This window comes from Paraliobacillus sp. PM-2, assembly GCF_001368815.1.
Classification (GTDB): Bacteria; Bacillota; Bacilli; order Bacillales; family Amphibacillaceae; genus Paraliobacillus.
Genome location: NZ_CTEI01000002.1, coordinates 674,681 through 696,398, shown reverse-complemented (window position 1 = coordinate 696,398; position 21,718 = coordinate 674,681). Strand labels below are relative to the sequence as shown.

At 35.3% G+C, this 21,718-nt stretch carries 21 protein-coding genes; 14 read left to right on the top strand and 7 right to left on the bottom strand.

All coding sequences use genetic code 11. From position 1 onward, the window contains the following. Positions 1–38 precede the first annotated feature (38 nt). Together BN1058_RS12280 and BN1058_RS12275 are read right to left on the bottom strand one after the other, a co-directional pair. Positions 39–425, bottom strand: a complete 387-nt coding sequence (locus BN1058_RS12280; RefSeq protein WP_090858071.1) for a PaaI family thioesterase — start codon at positions 423–425, stop codon at positions 39–41. A 70-nt stretch (positions 426–495) separates the two neighbouring features. After that, positions 496–1,443 carry a 1,4-dihydroxy-2-naphthoate polyprenyltransferase gene (locus tag BN1058_RS12275; protein WP_090858068.1) on the bottom strand — a complete coding sequence of 316 codons (948 nt, stop codon included), beginning with the start codon at positions 1,441–1,443 and terminating at the stop codon, positions 496–498. A 417-nt stretch (positions 1,444–1,860) separates the two neighbouring features. Here BN1058_RS12275 and BN1058_RS12270 point away from each other — a divergent pair, with 417 nt between their 5' ends. From BN1058_RS12270 to ytkD, 10 genes are all read left to right on the top strand, one after another. Next, positions 1,861–3,255, top strand: a complete 1,395-nt coding sequence (locus tag BN1058_RS12270; protein WP_176694515.1) for an isochorismate synthase — start codon at positions 1,861–1,863, stop codon at positions 3,253–3,255. Further along, positions 3,252–5,003, top strand: a complete 1,752-nt coding sequence (gene menD, locus BN1058_RS12265; protein WP_090858063.1) for a 2-succinyl-5-enolpyruvyl-6-hydroxy-3-cyclohexene-1-carboxylic-acid synthase — start codon at positions 3,252–3,254, stop codon at positions 5,001–5,003. Before BN1058_RS12270 ends, menD begins: the two co-directional genes overlap by 4 nt. Then, entirely contained in the window at positions 4,984–5,802 is an 819-nt protein-coding gene (menH, locus tag BN1058_RS12260; protein ID WP_090858061.1) for a 2-succinyl-6-hydroxy-2,4-cyclohexadiene-1-carboxylate synthase, read from the top strand. Before menD ends, menH begins: the two co-directional genes overlap by 20 nt. After that, positions 5,799–6,617 carry a 1,4-dihydroxy-2-naphthoyl-CoA synthase gene (gene menB, locus BN1058_RS12255; protein WP_090858058.1) on the top strand — a complete coding sequence of 273 codons (819 nt, stop codon included), beginning with the start codon at positions 5,799–5,801 and terminating at the stop codon, positions 6,615–6,617. Before menH ends, menB begins: the two co-directional genes overlap by 4 nt. 104 nt (positions 6,618–6,721) lie before the next feature. Next, the gene (locus BN1058_RS12250) at positions 6,722–8,188 is read left to right on the top strand and encodes an o-succinylbenzoate--CoA ligase (RefSeq protein ID WP_090858056.1); all 1,467 of its coding nucleotides are present in this window, start codon (positions 6,722–6,724) and stop codon (positions 8,186–8,188) included. 90 nt (positions 8,189–8,278) lie between these two features. Next, positions 8,279–9,508 (top strand): DNA polymerase IV, encoded by a 1,230-nt coding sequence (locus tag BN1058_RS12245; RefSeq protein ID WP_090858053.1) that lies wholly within the window; start codon positions 8,279–8,281, stop codon positions 9,506–9,508. Between the two features lie 11 nt (positions 9,509–9,519). Then, complete coding sequence (locus tag BN1058_RS12240; RefSeq protein WP_090858050.1) at positions 9,520–9,867, top strand: YolD-like family protein; 348 nt, start codon at positions 9,520–9,522, stop codon at positions 9,865–9,867. 141 nt (positions 9,868–10,008) lie between these two features. Next, a complete protein-coding gene (locus tag BN1058_RS12235; RefSeq protein ID WP_090858048.1) occupies positions 10,009–10,836 on the top strand; it encodes an ABC transporter ATP-binding protein in 828 nt (275 codons plus the stop codon). A gap of 306 nt (positions 10,837–11,142) precedes the next feature. Then, positions 11,143–11,760: a hypothetical protein gene (locus tag BN1058_RS12230; protein ID WP_090858045.1), complete on the top strand. Its 618-nt coding sequence runs from the start codon at positions 11,143–11,145 to the stop codon at positions 11,758–11,760. 12 nt (positions 11,761–11,772) lie between these two features. Then, on the top strand, positions 11,773–12,255 hold the full coding sequence (gene ytkD / locus BN1058_RS12225) for an RNA deprotection pyrophosphohydrolase (protein ID WP_090858042.1): 483 nt from the start codon (positions 11,773–11,775) through the stop codon (positions 12,253–12,255). A 68-nt stretch (positions 12,256–12,323) separates the two neighbouring features. On the opposite strand, the gene BN1058_RS12220 is transcribed toward ytkD, so the two are convergent. From BN1058_RS12220 to BN1058_RS12210, 3 genes are read right to left on the bottom strand one after another with little or no spacing between them, the layout of a single operon-like run. Then, entirely contained in the window at positions 12,324–13,133 is an 810-nt protein-coding gene (locus tag BN1058_RS12220) for an ABC transporter permease (RefSeq protein WP_255307067.1), read from the bottom strand. After that, entirely contained in the window at positions 13,111–13,890 is a 780-nt protein-coding gene (locus tag BN1058_RS12215) for an ABC transporter ATP-binding protein (protein WP_090858039.1), read from the bottom strand. The genes BN1058_RS12220 and BN1058_RS12215 overlap by 23 nt, the downstream gene beginning before the upstream one ends. 14 nt (positions 13,891–13,904) lie before the next feature. Next, positions 13,905–14,894 (bottom strand): ABC transporter substrate-binding protein, encoded by a 990-nt coding sequence (locus BN1058_RS12210; protein ID WP_090858037.1) that lies wholly within the window; start codon positions 14,892–14,894, stop codon positions 13,905–13,907. Positions 14,895–15,034: 140 nt separating this feature from the next. On the opposite strand from BN1058_RS12210, the gene BN1058_RS12205 reads away from it, so the two are divergent. From BN1058_RS12205 to BN1058_RS12185, 4 genes are all read left to right on the top strand, one after another. Next, on the top strand, positions 15,035–15,412 hold the full coding sequence (locus BN1058_RS12205) for a thiol-disulfide oxidoreductase DCC family protein (protein ID WP_090858034.1): 378 nt from the start codon (positions 15,035–15,037) through the stop codon (positions 15,410–15,412). A 227-nt stretch (positions 15,413–15,639) separates the two neighbouring features. Then, on the top strand, positions 15,640–16,836 hold the full coding sequence (gene metK / locus BN1058_RS12200) for a methionine adenosyltransferase (RefSeq protein ID WP_090858031.1): 1,197 nt from the start codon (positions 15,640–15,642) through the stop codon (positions 16,834–16,836). A 174-nt stretch (positions 16,837–17,010) separates the two neighbouring features. Beyond that, a complete protein-coding gene (gene asnB / locus BN1058_RS12195; RefSeq protein WP_090858028.1) occupies positions 17,011–18,897 on the top strand; it encodes an asparagine synthase (glutamine-hydrolyzing) in 1,887 nt (628 codons plus the stop codon). Between the two features lie 226 nt (positions 18,898–19,123). After that, the gene (locus tag BN1058_RS12185; RefSeq protein WP_090858295.1) at positions 19,124–20,167 is read left to right on the top strand and encodes a tetraprenyl-beta-curcumene synthase family protein; all 1,044 of its coding nucleotides are present in this window, start codon (positions 19,124–19,126) and stop codon (positions 20,165–20,167) included. On the opposite strand, the gene BN1058_RS12180 is transcribed toward BN1058_RS12185, so the two are convergent. Together BN1058_RS12180 and BN1058_RS12175 are read right to left on the bottom strand one after the other, a co-directional pair. Then, positions 20,164–20,742: a tRNA 5-(aminomethyl)-2-thiouridylate-methyltransferase MnmM gene (locus BN1058_RS12180; RefSeq protein ID WP_090858024.1), complete on the bottom strand. Its 579-nt coding sequence runs from the start codon at positions 20,740–20,742 to the stop codon at positions 20,164–20,166. The two genes, BN1058_RS12185 and BN1058_RS12180, sit on opposite strands and share 4 nt — an antisense overlap. Next, a complete protein-coding gene (locus BN1058_RS12175; protein ID WP_090858021.1) occupies positions 20,736–21,698 on the bottom strand; it encodes a tRNA modification radical SAM protein MnmL/YtqA in 963 nt (320 codons plus the stop codon). The genes BN1058_RS12180 and BN1058_RS12175 overlap by 7 nt, the downstream gene beginning before the upstream one ends. Positions 21,699–21,718 lie beyond the last annotated feature (20 nt).

Genomic DNA, 21,718 nt, shown 5'->3' with positions numbered 1-21,718 from the left:
GGTTTGCTTGTTCATTGTGATCGGGCAAACCTTTTATTTTATATCTTCTTTTCCGTTACTTTGAGTGTGCATCGAGCAGTGGAAATAAGCTGTTTCGCTTCATCAACAATATCTACTTGCCAAACCATTGTTGTTTTTCCAATATGTTTTGGCGTGGCCTGAGCCAGCACCCACCCATCGCGCTTACTTTTTATATGATTTGCATTTATTTCTAATCCAAATACAAGTTGTTTTGTCACATCAATATTCGCTAATGCACCGATACTTGCAGCAGATTCAGCTAAAGCAACATTTGCTCCACCGTGTAGAAATCCCATTGGTTGTTTTGTTTTATCATTCACAGGCATTTTCATTTCAATTAAATTAGGCTGATTTGTTACTAACTCCATACCTAAATGTCCCATGAGTGTATCGTTGAAATTCATGTATTGACCTCCTAATAATAACAGCAAGAACAACAATAGCTGTCCTTGCTGAAATAATAATTGAATATATTTACAGTGAGAAAGGAATGAAAATTTGTATGAGTAGTGAAAGACCAAGTAATGCACCATATATCGTATTTGTTTGTGCAGTAGCGACCATGGCTGGGATTTTTTCAATATTTGTTTTCTTGCCACGGAATGCATCAACTGCTTGCTTGGCTTTCTTCCCACTTAATAGTGCAATGATTGACCAGATAGGTAAAATGCCAGAAATAATAAATATAACAGTTAGTCCATAACTAACAATAAAGCAAGTCGCTAATAATGTTATTGCTTTATTTTGACCTAGTAAAACCGCAATTGTTTTTCTTCCGTTTTCTTTATCATTGTCTAAGTCACGAATGTTATTAGCTAACAAAATCATTCCAATAAAAATGGCTACCGGAATAGATATGAGTATCATATCACTAGCGATCATCATCGTTTGTACATAATAACTTATTCCAATTAACATGGTTCCCATAAAAAAACCAGATACTAATTCGCCCAAAGGGGTAGAAGCAATGGGGTATGGCCCTCCGGTGTATAAGTATCCAAATAGCATGCAAACAAGCCCAACAGCCATTACCCACCAATTTGATTGTAAACAAATATATACCCCTAATAACATAGCTAATAAGAAAAAGATATTAGCTAAACGCAAAACTTTTTTAGCAGGAATGCCATCGCGTACAATCGTTCCGCCTATTCCAACAGAATTTTCATTATCTAAGCCTCTGACATAATCATAGTATTCATTGAACATATTTGTTGCTGCTTGAATAAGCATGGCAGCGACAAGCATAACGATAAATAATAAAAAATGAATAGAACCATCTAATATGGCAAGCATAGTACCAATAAAGACCGGCACAAAAGAAGCTGTTAATGTATGTGGTCTTAAAAGGCGCCACCAAATATGAAAACCAGGTTTTTCATTTAATGTGGATTGTATTGTTTTATCTTCTAATGGCTGCATTGTCATACTCTCTCCTAACTATCGTATAAACCCTTTATTTATATAAAAAATAATGTAAGTTCTGCTCTTTTATTGTAACATGAAATGAACGATACTTTATAAAGTTACATTACTTGCTCACATCATTATAAGTTTAGTGAACGAAGGTAAGCATGTCAACAAATTGACACATTTTAAGTTTGTAATATATTACCTGTCGTTCTATTGAAATATACTATCATGTGCAACCAATCACTGTATTTCTGTGAAATATTGTACGTTAATAAGTTCGTCTTACATGTTTATAAACATGATTGTTGAGAAACCTTGAAAAAGAGAATAGAATATATAATTGGGGAAGGTTTTAAGTTAATACAATTAGTGAATAGAAAGATAATATATAGTTAAATAACCCCTATCATTTTCGGAGGGTTGATGATGATCGAATTAAAAGAAAAAACATTTAAAATACTACTGAATGAAGCATATCAAACAGTAAGAGAAGATACAACGACACGACTTATCAGTGTTACAGAAAGAATAGATCCTGTAAATCCTTTGGTTGTTTTTGAACGCGCCAAAGATGTAGGAAACAATCGATTCTTTTGGTCTAGTGTTGCTGAGGATTTTTATTTAGTTGGCGTTGGGGAAAGCCTTTCTTTTCAAGCTACAGATGATGTGTATGATCAAGTTGAAAAACAATGGAAAGAAATAATAAATAAAGCAATTATTTATAATGAGTATATACAGCCGGGCACAGGTCCTGTTGCGTTTGGCGGATTTCCTTTTGATTCACAGGAGCAATTAAAGGAAGTTTGGAAGGACTTTAATGGAAGTCAATTTAGAATTCCAACCTATTTAGTGGTACGTAATAAAGATGCGTATTATTTAACCATTAATTTAATACTTCATCCGAATGATCAAATGGATGAATTATATGAGCAAGTAGAAAAAGATACAGATGAATTATTATCTGCTCTACTCTTAGATCAAACGCAAGCATTAATGGATAGAAAAGAAGAAAAGGATCCTTCGCACTGGATGGAACTTGTACAAAAAGCAACAAACAAAATTAAACAAGGAAAAGCGGCAAAAATTGTATTGGCAAGGGAGATGGATATTTATTTCCAATCCAAGCCTATTATTACATTAGCATTACAACAATTAGTGGAGACACAGTCATCTAGTTTCGTTTTTGCCTATGAACAAGAGGAATCTTGTTTTATTGGTGCGACACCAGAACGTCTTGTGCGTGTTGAACAAGAACAGCTATTTTCAGCATGTTTAGCAGGAACCGCTCCTAGAGGAAAAACCCTAGCAGAAGATCAGCGTATTGCTACTAATTTATTGGATGATCATAAAAACAGGGAAGAGCATGATTATGTTGTGCAAATGATAAAAGAAGCTGTATCTAATGCTTGTACAGCTGTTGCTATACCAGATAAACCTATTATCTATCCGTTGGAAAGTTTACAGCATTTATATACACCGGTAACTGCTAAGTTAAAAAGTAACTATACTATTTTAGATATTGTAAAATGTCTACATCCTACGCCGGCATTAGGTGGATTACCTCGAGAGGCGTCTATGGCATTTATTCAAGCTTTTGAACCCATCGAACGTGGTTGGTATGGGGCACCGATTGGCTGGTTCGACACGTATCAGAACGGTGAGTTTGCAGTTGCGATAAGATCTGGATTAATTAGAAATAAAAGAGCAACTTTGTTTGCAGGTTGTGGCGTAGTAAAAGAGTCTTCCCCAGTTGATGAGTATGAGGAGACATTGATAAAGTTTGCTCCCATGTTGGATGCGTTAGGGGTCGATAATGAATGAATGACACGGAAAAATTATCAAGATATGTTGCACAGTTTGTTGATGAATTAGCTCAAAATGGACTGAATCATGTGATTATTTCACCAGGATCACGCTCTACGCCATTAGCTATGACCTTTGCACAACACCCTAAGATTCAGACTTGGGTAAATATGGACGAGCGCTCTGCAAGTTTTTTTGCACTTGGCATGGCTAAACAAATCGATTGTCCTGTCGCGCTTGTTTGTACGTCAGGAACAGCGGCTGCAAATTATTATCCTGCAGTTATTGAGGCTTATTACAGCCGAGTTCCTTTACTAGTACTTACAGCTGATCGTCCACATGAATTACGAGATGTTGGCGCACCACAATCTATTAATCAACTCCGTTTGTATGGAGAATATGTTAAATGGTTTCAAGAAGTATTATTACCTGAAGCGACACAACAAAGTTTTTCTTATATTCGTTCCATAGCTGCTAGAGCATTACATGTGACAAATGCAATGAATAAGGGTGTGGTACATCTAAACTTCCCTTTTCGTGAACCACTTGTTCCTGACTTTTCTCTTTCTGGCTTATGGGAAGAGAAAGAAAATCGTAAACAACTAGATGTAGAGCAAGGAAGTAAGCAACTTTCAACTAACCAATTAGAACAGCTGTATCATCAATTACAAGCACATAAGAGTGGAATTATTGTATGTGGCCCGATGGAAAGTCAACAAGCACAATCTGAAATTCTTGCCCTTGCTGAAGCATGGAAACTCCCTATTTTCGCTGATCCGCTTTCCCAATTGCGTCAAGGAAAAGCAAGTCATAGTGTGGTGGAAAGTTATGATGCTATCTTAAAAGATCCAAAAATACGTAAAAATGTTCGCCCTGATTTTATCATACGGTTTGGTGCGATGCCTGTTTCTAAGTCGTATATGCTATGGTTAAGGGAGCATGGGGACATTGATCATTATATAATAGAAGAAGACGATGGATTTCGTGAGCCTGTAGGACATGTTACAACGATGCTCTATACGGATCCTGGATTGTTGTGCGCTGGTTTGCTTGATTTCCCTTTACCATCCTTTGATGAGAACTGGCTACCTCGTTGGAAACAATGGAATCAGTATGCGATCGAAGTTCTAAAAGAGCCAGAGACACAAGTGCTAACAGAAGGATATGCGGTTGTAGAATTAGCTGAACAAATCCCAAATGAAAGTACATTGTTTATCGGAAATAGTATGGCTATTCGAGATGTAGATACTTTTTGGTTTTCAACTGATAAGGTGATCCGTATGTTAGGTAATCGAGGAGCGAATGGTATTGATGGGGTAGTTTCTAGTGCATTAGGTGCTGCTACAGCAAGTAAAAGAGTTACATTATTTATTGGTGACTTATCGTTTTTCCATGATCAAAATGGTTTGCTAATGGCAAAACACTATCATTTAGATATAACAATTGTTTTAATAAATAATAATGGTGGGGGGATTTTTTCCTTTTTACCACAAGCAAAACAACAGGCACCACACTTTGAAGCATTATTTGGTACCCCGTTAGACATTGATTTAGCATATATTGTAAAGTTATATGAAGGACACTATTCAAATCCAACCAATTGGGATCAATATACAGAAGCCTTGAAAAAGAGTTATCAGCGCGCAGGTCTTTCAGTGATTGAATTAAAGACAGTTCGTGAAGAAAACGCAATCTCGCATGAAAGTAAATGGAGGAAAATTACATCGCGTATAGAGGATGAGATAAGTGTATCTAAAAACAACTAATTGTAAGTATTGGGTAGAAACGTTTGGAGAACAAAGAGGCATTCCAATTGTTTTCTTACATGGTTTTACTGGTACAAACAAAACATGGGAGCAGATAATTGCCATGTTAGCTAGGAGCCATTGGTGTGTTTCTCTCGATTTACCTGGTCATGGTAAATCGAAAATGCATCAGCCAATGAGGATGGAAATGTTTTGTGATGACCTTGGATGTGTACTTGATCAGTTACAGATTGATCAAGTACATCTTGTTGGTTATTCGATGGGAGGACGTGCCGCGCTCTCCTTTACTATTCTTCATCCAAGTCGCGTACGTACGCTTACTTTAGAAAGTGCTTCTCCTGGATTAGATTCGCCTGATGAACAATTGGCTCGGCAAACAAAAGATGAGGCATTAGCTGAACGAGTAGAAACAGAAGGTGTAGTATCATTTGTTGATTATTGGGAGGATCTACCGTTGTTCTCTTCTCAAAAGAAATTGACAACAACCGTGCGAGATCGAATAAGGAATGAACGTCTTTCTCAATCAGCATCTGGTTTAGCTGCCTCATTACGAGGTATGGGTACTGGGGTACAGCCTTCTTGGTGGGATAAATTAGCAACTGTAGCTAAACCAATACTTTTAATTGTTGGAGAATTAGATGAAAAATTTGTTATCCTTGCAAATGAAATGAAACAACAGTGTCAGCATGCCGAGTTAGCAATGGTCTCTAATGCGGGACATGCAGTTCATGTGGAACAAAGGGAAAAATTTGATACAATAGTTAATGATTTTATTATACGAATGGAGGAACAAGAATGACAATAGAATGGACAAGTGAAAAAGAATATAGTGATATTCTTTATGAAACTTATAATGGAATTGCCAAAATAACAATTAACCGTCCGGAAGTGAGAAATGCCTTTCGTCCACATACCGTTCAAGAATTAATTGATGCGTTTAGTTATGCTCGTGACGATTCAACAATTGGTGTTATTGTTTTAGCGGGAGCAGGAGATGATGCGTTCTGCTCAGGTGGAGATCAAAAAGTACGTGGGCATGGAGGTTATGTAGGAGATGATCAAGTCCCTCGGTTGAACGTACTTGATTTGCAACGTTTAATTCGAGTCATTCCAAAACCTGTTGTTGCGATGGTATCGGGATATGCAATCGGTGGTGGACATGTACTACATGTTGTTTGTGATCTAACGATTGCAGCAGATAATGCTATTTTTGGCCAAACAGGTCCAAAAGTTGGAAGTTTTGATGCTGGTTATGGTGCTGGCTATTTGGCTCGTATTGTTGGTCACAAGAAAGCACGTGAGATTTGGTATCTTTGCCGCCAGTATAATGCGCAAGAAGCAATGGATATGGGGTTAGTGAATACGGTTGTTCCATTGGATCAGCTAGAAGCAGAAACTGTACAATGGTGTGAAGAAATGTTGGAAAAATCACCTACTGCACTTCGTTTCCTAAAAGCATCTTTTAATGCAGATACAGATGGATTAGCTGGTTTGCAACAAATGGGTGGAGATGCAACCTTATTGTACTATACAACGGATGAGGCAAAAGAAGGTAGAGATGCCTTTAAAGAAAAAAGAAAGCCTGACTTCAAACAATTTCCAAGATTCCCTTAAATACTAAAAAGACGAGCATTGATGTTCGTCTTTTTTCTAATAAGCAGAAAAGTATAACAGTCCGTTTGAATGCACGCTTATAGAATGAGGAGGTGTCTATTATCATGGGTGAAAAAATGCCAAACTGGCTTGATAAGCAAGCTGAATTAAATGGTGATGAAACTGCTATTGAATCACCTTCATTTGGAAAATTATCCTTTCGCGAAGTGAGAGATAGAGCTAGGTTGTTTGCACGAAAACTTCATTCCCTTGGCGTTAAGGAAGGGACACATGTTGCTATCTATACAGATAGCCGCTTAGATTTTATCGTAGCTGTTCATGCATTAAGTTATATTCATGCGGTGGCAGTTTTACTTAATACACGATTGACGCAACAAGAAATTCAATTTCAAATAATGGATGCAGACGTATCCTTCCTATTAGTTGATAAAGAAAAAGAAACGTTAGCTAATGATTTGTCTGTAGAAAAAAATATAACATCTCTTTCGTTTGCAGCGATACATCAATTACCTGATGCCAACTATTCTCTTCATCAAGAACTAGACTTAGATGATGTATATACTATTATCTATACGTCTGGTACAACTGGGAATCCAAAAGGTGTTTTACATACGTATGGAAATCATTGGTGGAGTGCTATTTCTTCTATGCTTAATTTAGGTTTAGATAAACAAGATAAGTGGCTTGCTACTTTACCTCTGTTTCATGTTGGAGGTTTTTCATTATTGATGAAAAATATTATTTATGGTATGCCAATTTATTTATTAGATCGTTTTGAGCCAAAAATAATCAACCATGCAATAATGAACAAAGGTGTAACGATTGTCTCAGTTGTATCTGTTATGCTTGATCGTTTAATGGAACAATTAGAAGCTGATCGTTATCCAACATCGTTTCGCTGTATGCTCTTAGGTGGAGGTCCGGCTTCAGAACAGCTTTTGAATAAAGCAAAGTCCTATCACATTCCTGTTTTTCAAACATATGGGATGACTGAAACAGCATCACAAGTTGCTACTCTAAGTCCTAATGATGCGTTGAGAAAAATAGGTTCTGCGGGGAAAGCACTTTTTTCTGCTGAAGTTAAAATAAGCCATAACAAAGAAAAAGCAAGCCCACAAGTGATTGGTGAAATCTTTGTCAAAGGTCCGATGGTTACACAAGGTTATTATAAAGATGAGTTAGTTAAACAAGATGATTGGCTTCCGACTGGAGATCTAGGTTACTTAGATGAGGAAGGTTTTTTATATGTTGTTGATCGACGAAATGATTTAATTATTTCAGGTGGGGAAAATATATATCCAGCTGAAATAGAAAATGTTTTGTTAAGTATTGAAGGAGTTGTGGAAGCTGGTGTAGTAGGTAAAGAAGATCCGCAATGGGGAAAGGTACCAGTTGCTTTTGTTGTGGTTAATCAAGCTTTTGATTTGAATATAGCAAAAGAGGTGTGTAATAAGGCATTAGCAAAATATAAAGTCCCAAAAGCGTTCTATATTGTAGATGCGTTGCCAAGAAATGCTTCAAACAAACTATTAAGGCACCAATTAGCAACAAAACTGAATAAAATACAGTAATTACCATTGTTAAAAGAACAAGCGTTCGTATATACTATAAACGAACGCTTGTTCTTTTTTGCTATACATGTTTTAAAAGGAGGGGATTGTTTGGACAAAGTTATCTTTCTGGTAGATATGCAGTCATTTTATGCTTCTGTTGAAAAAGCGACTAATTCAGTTTTAGCTTCTAAGCCTGTCATTGTATCCGGTGATCCAAGGCATCGAAGCGGAATTATTTTAGCTGCTTGTCCAATAGCCAAACAATATGGTGTGAAAACGGCAGAAACATTATGGGAAGCTCAAATCAAATGTCCTGAAGCCGTGGTTGTTCGTCCCCGTATGCAATTATATATGGAAGTTTCGTACCAAATAACAAAAATCTTAGAGCAATTTTCAGATTTAATTGAAGTATATTCAATTGACGAGCAGTTTATAGATATTACAGCAAGTCAACATCTGTTTGGTACACCAATTCAAATTGCTGAAAAAATTCAACATGTTATATCTGAAGATATTGGTATCCAGGCTAGGGTAGGAATTGGCCCTAATAAAGTACTAGCTAAAATGGCGTGTGATGTTTATGCTAAAAAAAATACTAAAGGAATTTTTCAACTAGATTATACAAAATTAGAAAGTCATCTATGGCGTCTTCCAATTGAAAATTTATTTGGGGTTGGAACAAAGATGGAAAGGCACTTAAAGAAAATGGGACTGCATACAATCGGAAATGTGGCAAATTATCCACTTCGTTGGTTGAAAAAAAGATGGGGGATTAACGGGGAGGTGCTGTGGCGAACAGCTAATGGAATGGATGACAGCCCTGTTACTACTCAGACACACCAACAACAAAAAGCAATTGGGCATCAGATGACGCTGCCACATGATTATTATCGTTTGGAAGATATACAAGTTGTCCTATTGGAACTAAGTGAAGAAGTTGCTCGACGCGCTAGAAAGCAAAATTATTTAGGGAGAAGTATAGCTATTACTGCAAGAGGAACTAATTTTAATCTGCCGACTGGTTTTCATCGTCAACAAAAGCTAGCAACTGCGACACATTTTGGAGCAGACATCTATCAAATTGCCTTTTCTTTGTTTCAAAAATTTTGGGATGGTTCACCAATTCGATCAGTGGGAATTACGTTAGGACAGCTAGAAAAAGCAGATAGTTACCAACTCTCTTTATTTGATCGAATGGAAGAAAAAGAAAAATTGAGTAAAGCAATAGATTGTATGTATGAAAAGTATGGCCCAACTGCAATTGTTCGAGCATCTTCTTTGTTAGAGGCAGGCCAAGTCCATGAACGAGCAAATAAAATTGGAGGACATTATAAATAGGAGGGGATTATGTGAAACCTAATAAATTAACACCAGGGTATAATATTATGTGGGAGTCTAGCCGAATGATCCTCCCTGAACATAAAGCAATTTTACGAAAACATCAAAAGGAACAAAAGAAATATGAAAGGCCAATATTTGATGAGCAGCAACTTGCTCAACTTTCAGAAGAGGTTTCACTCGCCTTTTATAAGCAATCCGAAGTACAGATAGAAACCTATCATCCACAACAATCCATATATTTAACTGGTGAAATAAAGAAAATAGATCAACAACAGCAGGCAATTAAAATAGTAAATAATGAAATGGTGGATTGGATTTCTTTTAACGATGTCTTACGCATTACGTTTTTAACTTAATAAATAGACGGATTTCCCCTAATCACCACATAAAATGAGTGATAAACATTCTCATTAACCATTGACGAATCTCACTATACCCAATAAACTAGAAGTATTCGGAAGTTATAGTAAGCAACGCTCGTGAGGGAGAGATTGCAGATGGAATCAATTGCTACGCAGTCATTGACATTAGGGTATGGAGATGCAGTTATTATAGATGATTTAAATATAGAAATTCCAAAAGGTGAAATTACTGTTTTTATTGGTGCAAATGGTTGTGGGAAATCTACATTACTTCGATCCATGGCAAGACTTTTAAAACCAAAAGAAGGTAGTGTCGTGCTTAATGGTGATAATATTGCAAAAATGCCAACAAAAGAAGTCGCACAACAATTATCTATTCTTCCACAAAGTCCGACAAGCCCAGAAGGATTAACCGTATTAGATTTAGTGAAGCAAGGCCGTCACCCATATAAAGGTATGTTTAATAGATGGTCTAATGAAGATGAAGAAGCAGTTCAGGATGCGCTAACATCTACTAATATGTTAGATCTAAAGGATCGCCCTGTCGACTCATTGTCAGGAGGGCAAAGGCAGCGTGCATGGATTGCAATGGTTTTAGCACAGAAAACAGACACGATTTTGTTAGACGAACCAACGACTTACTTGGATATGACACACCAAATAGAAATTTTAGATTTATTATTTGAATTAAATGAGAAATATCATAATACCATTGTAATGGTATTGCATGATCTTAATCTTGCTTGTCGCTATGCACATCATATTGTTGCAATTAAAGATAAAAAGGTGCATACACAAGGGAGACCAGAAGAAATTATTAACTGTAATATGGTACAGGATGTATTTCAAATGAAATGTGATGTAACTTATGATCCGATGTTTGGTACACCAATGTGCATTCCACATGGTCGAGGTCGTTGTTTAATTAAAGAAGCAGTAGCTGAATCACGTATAGCACAATAAACCAAAGGGTCCCACATTTTATAAGTGTGCGGGCTTTTTTTTATAAAAATCAGAACGTTTCTGCATTGGTAACAATATCTTCTGGTATTTAATATCCTCTAGTTCATTATACTTCGTGAAAGTAATTCAAATGTAAAATGATCTTCCTGTTCCTCACTCCTTTTAAAAAAATTAAGAAATAAAGAAACTTTTTTGTTCGTTTAAACGTTCTATATTGTATACGGGGTAAAGAGGTAAAACGTTCCGTGTTGCATGTTTAAAAGTGTGGAATAAAAGGTATAGAAATAATACAAGGGGTGGGAAGAGATGAAAAAACAAAAGATAAAAATACTTATTGGTTTGTTAGCAATTATTCCATTGATTATATTTTCTTATCAAGAAACAGATGAAAATCAATTAACTCGTACTCATGAGATAAATGTAGTGCAAGAAAAAGAAGTAATGGCAACAAATAAATCAAAAAATCAGCCTATTGTACGTGCAGCTCAAAATGACCAAGCCACACTTACCCATCAACAAATAATAGAAACAACAAATCGATTTATGGAAACACTTGTTCAAGATGTCGATACACAATACAAAGTGAAAAAAATGCAAACAAAGGAAGAATTAATTCGTGCGTTTGATTATTTGGCAACGAGAGATGTTGTTAAAACATATGTAGATTATTATTATAGAGAAAAAGAAGATGGATTATATATTGTGCCTACGGAAACACCACCATGGTTTGTGGAAAATGAACCCTATCAAAAAAAATGGATAAAGGATAATATTTGCCTTATTACACAGCATAATCAAAGTGATCTGTATGGAGATTATGTGATAAACATAGAAATGACTTATAAACAAGAAAAATGGAAAATAACCAAAATTAATCACAATAACCAAAATAATGTTACAATAGAGGCAAATCAAGCAATATAAAGAGGGAAGAACATGGAAGTTTTTAAAGATTATTATGCAAACGAAGTAAAACTATCATTTGAAGATCATCCATTTGAAAAGAATCCAAAACATGTTTGGGTTATTTGTAGGTGGAAAGATAAATGGCTTTTAACAAAGCATAAGAATCGAGGGTTAGAGTTTCCAGGTGGAAAAGTAGAAATTGGTGAGACGCCAGAAGAAGCGGCTATTCGCGAAGTAAAAGAGGAAACGGGTGGGGTGATAAAAACATTAACTTATGTAGGACAATATTATGTAAAAGGTAAGACAGAGCATGTAGCAAAAAATATTTATTTTGCTGAAGTAAGTATGCTAACCACTCAACCTACTTATTATGAAACGGAAGGTCCTGTGCTATTAAAAGAATTACCAGAAAAAATTGCAACTAACCGCACATTTAGTTTTATTATGAAGGATCAAGTATTGCCATATAGTTTAAAACAAATAAATAAAGTATTAGAATTAAATAAAAAGTAGAAGCTTGCTAGCAAGCTTCTACTTTTTATTTATTCCTATTGTTAATAATAAAATAGGTGGATAAAACGTTATATTTTCTTTACGAGCCATGCTTCAAACTTATTGACTGCTTGGTACATGATCGCTGCAATAAAAGCAATGACTAATAAGCTATATAATACAAGGGTAAAGTTAAATACTTGAAAGCCATAAACAATTAAATAACCTAATCCCTTGGCTGCTACTAAGAATTCTCCTACAATAACCCCTACCCAAGATAATCCAACATTTACTTTAAACGTAGAAATAATAGAAGGGAGTGAGGCAGGGAACACGGCTTCTTTGAAACATTGCCATTTCGTTGCACCAAAACTCTGCAAAACTTTTGTATAATTTGCATCCACTTCTCTAAAAGCACTATAAACAACCAAACTGGTAACAATAATGGAAATAATCGCACCCATCATGATAATAGAAAAATAACCAGGTCCCAGAGCAACAATAATAATTGGTCCTAAAGCGACTTTTGGCAAAGCATTTAAAACAACTAAATAGGGATCAAGCACATCATAAAGCTTACGTGAATTCCATAGTAAAAACGCAATAATAATCCCACCGATTGTTCCAATAAAGAACCCAGCAATTGTCTCTAATACGGTAACACGCATATGATACCATAGATTTCCATTAATTGTATTTTCATATAATAATAAAAATATTTTTGATGGTGAACTAAAAATTAACGGGTCAATCCAATTTAATTGACTAGAAAGCTCCCAAAGAGAAAAAAATGAAAGGAAGAGAAGTAGTTGCATATATCTTGTATGACGTCGATCTGCTTTTACCTTTTTTATATAGTTATCAAACAGATTTCTATCAGATAGTTGATTTCGTTTCAAGGCTATTCAACTCCTCCCAAATGCGATCGAATAAATGTTGGTATTTAATATGTTTACGTGCCTCAAAAGGAGAAAGATCGCGAACTTCAATTGGAACTTCAAACCTCTGGTGAATTTCTCCAGGAGCGGCTTTCATTAAATAAATTTGATCACTCATCGCAATTGCTTCTCCTATATCATGTGTGACTAATATGGATGTTTTATGATATTGCTTTAATAATGCAGAAACAAAATCTTCTAGCTTTAATTTCGTTTGAAAATCTAATGCAGAAAAAGGTTCATCTAACAAAAGTAAAGAAGGATTAGTAATCAACGTGCGGGCAAGTGCAACGCGCTGACGCATTCCCCCCGAGAGATTATTTGGATAAGATTTTAATACTGTCTCTAAGCCCATATCTATTAATAATTGCTTTGCTTTTTCAGTCATTTCCTCTTGGTGACTTCCGATTATTTTTGGGCCAATTAAAACATTGTCTATAATGTTTTTCCAAGGAAATAAATAATCTTGTTGGAGCATATAGCCAATTTCTCTTTGTGTTTTTTTTAAGGGGGTGTTATTTATCGAAACATTTCCAAATGTCGGTTCAATAATACCAGCCATAATGGATAGTAAGGTTGTTTTTCCGCAACCGCTTGGTCCTAAGATTGAAATAAAGGTTCCTTCATCTACAGAAATCGAAATATTATTTAAAGCCTTCGTATAATTGGATGGGTTGAAATAATAATGCGTGATTTGTTTCAATTGTAAAAAACTCAAGGAACATAACCTCCTTATTCATTCATAACCTCTTCAGCGATCTCTGTATTGACAATAGCATTGTGTTTTACATCTGCTGGCAGTTCACCTGCTTCATCCATGATAGCCTTTAGATTATTCCATTCTTCTTCATCAAGTAATGGATTCTCTGCATAAGATCCTTGTGATTTATATCGCTCGACAGAAGAAGTTAATAAATGTAGATCTGTTTCTTCAAAATAAGGTTGAACAATCCGAGCAATTGTTTTTGGGTCATTTTCCTGTATAAATTGTTGTGCTTTGTATACCGCACGTGTGAATTTCTTAGCTGTATCACGATTTTTTTCTAAATAGCTTTGTTTTGCCATAAATACCGTATAAGGAACATGACCAGAATCTTCACCAAAAGAAGCTACAATGGTACCATTTCCATCTTTTACGAATTGGCTAGCCGTTGGTTCAAATAATTGTACATAATCACCGGTACCAGATAAAAAAGAACTAGCAATGTTTGCAAAGTCAATATTTTGAATCAAATTCAAATCTTTGTGTGGATCAATGCCGTGTTCTTTAAGTACATATTCTCCAACCATTTGTGGCATCCCACCCTTGCGTTGACCTAAAAACTCACTTTCTTTTAAATCGTCATATGAAAAATTTTCAACGGGTTCTCTAGCGATAAGGAAGGTTCCATCGGTTTGGGTCAATTGTGCAAAGTTAATAATAGGGTCTTCTGCTCCTTGTGCTTTTACATAAATAGATGTTTCTGATCCAACTAAACCAATGTCTGATCCTTCAGATAAAAGAGAAGTCATTACCTTATCTCCGCCAGCAATTGTTTGTAGCTCAACTTCTAATCCTTCTTCTTCAAAATAGCCTTCTTCTAATGCAACGTATTGTGGTGCATAAAAGATACTTCTAGTAACTTCAGCAACTTTTACTTCAGTTAAATCATTTGTATTTGTGCAACCAGTAATGAAGAGTAACAACAAAAATGATATAGGTAAAAAATAATGTTTTTTCATAATAGGGCTCCTTCATTCAATGATTTGCTTTACTCTATGCGAAAAAATTAAAATGTGTGCTTGCCTAGTTTCTTTCTAAAAGGATAAAGGATTAATGGGAAAAGAGAAGTGGAATACTTGTATTAGGAGGTGTTTTTAAAATGAAGACCCTTATTTTATATGACCAATATTGTTATCTTTGTAATCAAAGTAAAAAAATAATGAAGTGGTTCGATTGGTTTCGTGTGTTTAAATGGGAATCGTTACAGGAGTATCAGCAAAGAATAAAGCTTTCAGAAAAAGATAAGCAAGCATTAGAAGGAGAGATTCATTTAAAACGACCGGATGGAAAGATAGTAAAAGGTTTTTATGCTGTTAGGTATATTTTACTTCGTTGTGTACTTACTAGCTGGTTAGGTTTACTAGCTTATTTACCATATGCAGATCGGATCGGGAATCCAATTTATCGTTTTGTAGCAAGAAATCGTTACCGATTATTTAAAAATAAATGTACAAATGGAACCTGTCGAATTCATTAGATTCATTAGCAATAAGGCTCATTTATATTGACAATAATAAAGGGTTCCGTTACGATAACATTCGAGTGTATTCCTAAAGATAAATAAATGATGTAAACTAGTTACTATTAGGAAAAGCATAAAGTTACTAGACATTATTATTGCAGAATAAATAAGGAACGCGTAAAATAAATTTATTCGACAAAATTTTATAGTCGGTAGAAGTGTAAGAAGGGAGATTTAGCAGAATGGCTGCAAATCGTCGATTATTCACCTCAGAATCAGTAACAGAGGGGCATCCTGATAAAATTAGTGATCAAATCTCTGATGCGATTCTTGATGAAATTTTAAAAAATGATCCAAATGCACGTGTAGCGTGTGAGACTACTGTGACGACAGGATTAGTGTTAGTTGCTGGAGAAATTACTACATCTACGTATGTAGATATCCCACAAATTGTTAGAAAAACCATTAAAGAAATTGGATATACAAGAGCAAAATTTGGATTTGATGCCGAGACTTGTGCAGTGCTGACAGCAATTGATGAGCAATCACCTGATATCGCTGGTGGTGTTGACCAAGCATTAGAAGCGCGTGAAGGTAATATGACCGATGATGAAATCGAAGCGATCGGTGCAGGAGACCAAGGGTTGATGTTTGGTTACGCAAACAATGAAACAAAAGAATTAATGCCTTTACCAATTGCTTTGGCGCATAAATTAGCCAAACAACTTGCTGATGTGAGAAAAGATAAAACATTAGATTATTTAAGACCAGATGGCAAAACACAGGTCACAGTAGAATACGATGAACAGGATAACCCAATTCGAATAGATACAATTGTTATCTCTACCCAACATCATCCAGATATTCCATTAGATAAGATTCAAAAGGATTTAAAAGAACATGTAATTAAACCGATTGTTTCAGAAGATCTATTAGATGATCACACAAAATATTTTATTAATCCAACAGGTCGATTTGTTATTGGTGGACCTCAAGGGGATGCTGGTTTAACGGGAAGAAAAATTATTGTTGATACGTATGGTGGATATGCTCGTCATGGTGGTGGTGCATTTAGCGGTAAGGATGCTACAAAAGTAGACCGTTCTGCAGCTTATGCAGCCAGATATGTTGCCAAAAATATTGTGGCAGCTGAACTAGCAACAGCATGTGAGGTGCAGCTTGCTTATGCAATTGGTGTAGCAGAACCTGTATCTATTTCCATTAATACATTTGGTAGTGGTAAAGTGGATGAAGAAAAATTGGTAGAAGCAGTAAGAGCGATTTTTGATTTGCGTCCAGCAGGAATTATAAAAATGCTTGATTTACGTAAGCCAATTTATCGTCAAACTGCTGCTTATGGTCATTTTGGAAGAACAGATGTTGTATTTCCTTGGGAAAGCTTGGATAAGGTAGAAGCATTACAAGCGTTTGTACAATAAAATAAAAAAATATGAAAGTGCTAGGTATAGAACCTAGTGCTTTTTAGACTCTTATTTTTTGAGAATAAAATGCATTTCAAGTAAAATAACAATAAATGAAACAATAGTGACATAAGAAACGTCTAATTTTAATGTAAATACAAGTTTGTAATTAAATGAGGAGAATTGAAGCATATGTGTGGTTTTATTGGTATTATAAGAAATCAACCCAAACGAAACGATGAAACAAATGAATTATATTCTCAAAATGCACTTATTACGCATCGTGGTCCTGATGATGAAGGATATTATGAGGATGCATATGTATCTTTTGCCTTTCGACGATTGAGTATTATTGATTTAGAGCATGGTCATCAACCATTTTCATATCAAGATGAACGGTATTGGATGGTATTTAATGGAGAGATTTATAACTACATTGAACTAAAGAATTTATTAATCGAAAAGGGCTATAAATTTGAAACCGATTCTGATACAGAAGTTGTTATTTCAATGTTTCATCATTATCGTGAAGAAGCTTTTAAACAATTGCGTGGAATGTTCTCGATTTTGATATGGGATAAACAAGAAGAGACGTTTTATGGTGCACGTGACCCTTTTGGAATAAAACCACTTTATTATAAAAAAGCCGATCAAGAGATACAGTTTGCTTCAGAGAAGAAGAGTTTAACTTACCTAGATAATGAAGAAGTAAATTTAGAGGCATTACAGCATTATCTTAGCTTTCAATATGTTCCAGAACCATTATCCATGTCTGGAGATATTTATAAAGTAGAGCCAGGTCATTATTTTATTAAACAAAAGGACGCGTCTATTACATTTTATGCTTATTGGCAGGCTGGTTTTTATCCTATCAAAAAAGAAAAGCATGTATGGGTAGATCGTATTCAAAAGGTACTATTTGATTCGGTCAACGTTCATATGCGCAGTGATGTACCTGTAGGTTCGTTTTTGTCTGGGGGAATTGACTCCTCTCTTATTGTTTCTATTGCAAAACAGTTTAACCCTGATATAAAAACATTCTCAGTAGGGTTCGAACAAGAAGGTTATTCTGAAGTAGATGTTGCAAAAGAAACAGCACAGAAATTGAATGTGGAAAATGTTTCTTATACGATTACCCCAGAAGAATTTGTAAAAGAGTTACCAAAAATCATTTGGCATATGGATGATCCGCTTGCAGATCCAGCTTGCGTGCCATTGTACTTTGTAGCAAGAGAAGCTAGTAAACAAGTGAAAGTAGTGCTATCAGGTGAAGGTGCAGATGAATTATTTGGTGGTTATAATATTTATCGTGAACCACATGATTTGAGAATTTTTAACAAACTACCAAATATGTTAAACCAATTGCTTAAACGACTAGCAAAAGTGTTACCAGAAGGAATGAAGGGTAAAAGCTTTCTGGAGCGTGGGACAACACCTTTATCAGAAAGATACATTGGAAATGCGAAAATGTTTGAAAATAGTGAGAAGAAGAATATTTTACAACACTATCATCCCAACAATGTATACCAGCAGATTACCACTCCACTCTATGGTGCAGTATCCAAAGAGCATGCAGTGCATAAAATGCAATATGTCGACATTCACACGTGGCTTCGAGGAGATATCTTATTAAAGGCTGATCGAATGACAATGGCACATGCTTTAGAGTTACGTGTACCATTTTTAGATAAAGAAGTGTTTCGTGTAGCCAGTCAGATCCCTGTTGATCAAAAAATTGCCAATGGCACAACAAAATTTATTTTAAGGGAAGCTGCTAGAGGAATTGTACCTGATCATGTACTAGATCGAAAAAAATTAGGTTTTCCTGTTCCGATTAGGCATTGGTTAAAGAATGAATTATATGATTGGGCAATTAAACTAATTAAAGAAAGCAAAACAGACCATTTGCTGAAGAAAACGTATATTTTAAAATTGCTTGAGGATCACTGTAAAGGAAAAGGAGATTACAGTAGAAAGATCTGGACTGTTTTAATGTTCATGTTATGGCATAAATTATATGTTGAAGAAGAATTCGAGGGTGAAATTGAAAGAAGTAAGCGTATGGTAGATACAATGTAATCCTGATGCATCCAGGCTTATTTAAGCAAATGGATGCATTTTTCCTTCATAGGACAATTAGCTATTGTAAATGTGATATATTGTGTATCAAGCAAAAAAGTCATTTTTATGTAAAACAAAAGATGAAAATAGATGGTATACTGTATGGAGATGAAATTTTCGAGGTTTTAAAAGAAATGAGGTATTAACTGTGCGTTATCAAGTTACGAGGTTTGCACCATTACTTATGCGATCTGTTTTTAAAAAAATATTTCCAGAAGTCTCAAAACAATTGCATTATTGGAAAAACAAAGCCGAATTAATTCCAAATCAAGAATTAAGGGAACAAGCTCTAGCGAGTATACAATCAAAAAAGTTTCATTGCCAAGGTGGTAGTGTTTATAGTGTGTTAGCGGAAGATAGATGGTTAGATTCCATTGAATTTATTGTTGCTTATCAAACAATAAGCGATTATTTAGATAATTTATGTGATCGAAGTACTTCGTTAGATCCCAAAGATTTTCGTATGCTGCATCAATCAATGGAAGATGCACTTTCACCAGATGCGCCATTAAAAAATTACTATGCCTATCGTTCCGATCAAGATGATGGGGGGTATTTATCTGAACTTGTTCAAACCTGTCAACAAGCATTACTTACTTTGCCATCTTACTCAATCATTCAACAGTACTGCTTGCAGTTAGAACAATTATATAGTGATTTACAAGTGTACAAACACGTAAAGAAAGAAGAGCGTATTCCACGATTGGAAAATTGGTATAAAAAATTTAAGGATAAATGGCCATCATTAAGCTGGTATGAATTTTCCGCATCTAGTGGATCGACCTTAGGAATCTTTTGTATAGTCTCTTATGCAATGGCTGGAAAAGCGGATGATTATTTAGCTAAAAAAATATTCGATAGTTACTTTCCATTTATGCAAGGCCTACATATTTTATTAGATTATTATATCGATCAACAAGAAGATTTAGAGGAAGATGATTTGAATTTCTGCCATTACTATCGTGATGAACAGCATCTGAAAGAACGACTATTGTTTTTTATAAAGCAGACAAATAAAAGTATACAACCACTACCACATAGACATTTTCATGAAATGGTACATAAGGGGCTAGTTGGACTATATTTAGCAGATCCAAAAGTGAAAAAGCTAAGCAATGGTAAAGAAGTGACTAAAATGTTGTTGCAGGCGAGTGGTATTCACTCTACTTTCTTTCATCTGAACATTAAAATATACAATCATTTTAAAGGAAAAGCCAAAGAAAATTAATTTCTTTGGCTTTTCTTTTCTATTGCTAATATAAAGGGGGGATTGTTCATTTGATTAATAAATCCGTGCTGGAGTACACGAAAATGATCTTGATCAAAAGTAGTGAAATGATTTAACAACGCTTGTTTCTCTTCTTCGCCACCAGGATGGCCATGATAAACCACACATACTATGATGCCACCTGGCTTTAAAGTAGTAGCTATTTTATCGATTGCTTTTATTGTAGTGGCTGGCTTGGTAATTACTTGTTTATCACTTCTAGGAAGATAACCAAGATTAAATATTGCACCAGCTAATTTGTGTTTCATTTGTTGCGGGATATATTGCTCCACGTGTTCATGTCCATCTAAAATAAGCTCTACATTTGTAATTTGATGTTGAACCAAACGTTTCTTTGTTGTTTCTATTGCTTGTTCTTGAATGTCAAAAGCTAATACTTTCCCGCCATTACCTGTTCTTTTACTGAGGATGACTGTGTCATTTCCATTGCCACATGTTGCATCAACAACCAAGTCTCCTGGTTCAATTGCAGCTTCGATTAACTCATGCGCAAACGATAAGATAGGTTTTAACATGTGAGTACCTTTGGTGTAGTATTGTAGTACTTTCCTTGCCAGCTATCACGACGTAAAAGTTCTGCGTCAATAGCATTCAACACTTCCCATTTATTCATACTCCACATTGGTCCAATTAATAATTCTGGTGGTCCATCCCCTGTAATACGATGAATAATCATTTCTTGTGGCAGTATTTCTAACTGGTCAACAACAAGCTTAATGTAATCCTCTTTAGACATGAATCTTAACATTCCTTTTTCATATTGCTTTACCATTGGCGTTCCCTTTAGCAAATGCATCAGATGAATTTTTATCCCTTGAACATCCATTTCACTAACAGCTTTGGCAGTATCAAGCATCATTTGATAATCTTCTCCAGGCAGACCATTGATAATGTGTGTGCAAATACGAATGTTATGTTTGCGTAATTTTTCTACTCCTTGTAGATAACATGCCATATCGTGTGCACGATTAATTAGGTCAGATGTTTGTTGGTGCATGGTCTGCAATCCCAATTCAACCCACAAGTAAGTACGTTCATTTAGTTCTGCTAAATAGTCGACAACATCATCAGGTAAGCAATCTGGTCGTGTTGCGATAGATAGACCAATGACACCATCTTGCTTTAAAATGGTCTCAAATTTTTCACGCAGTTCACTGACTGGTGCATGTGTATTCGTGTATGCTTGAAAATAACCCATGTATTTAGCATTTTTCCATTTATGGTGCATGCTCTCTTTCACTTTATTAAATTGCGTTTCTAAGTCATCGACTCGATCACCAGCAAAGTCTCCGCTTCCTGCAGCAGAACAAAATGTACAACCACCATGTGCAACTGTGCCGTCTCGATTAGGACAATCAAACCCTCCATCAAGTGCCACTTTAAATATTTTTTCACCAAACGTATTTTTTAAATGATAATTCCATGAGTGATACCGTTTTTGATCAAACGAATATGGAAATGGATTTTGCAACAAAAAAACTCCTTTTTAAA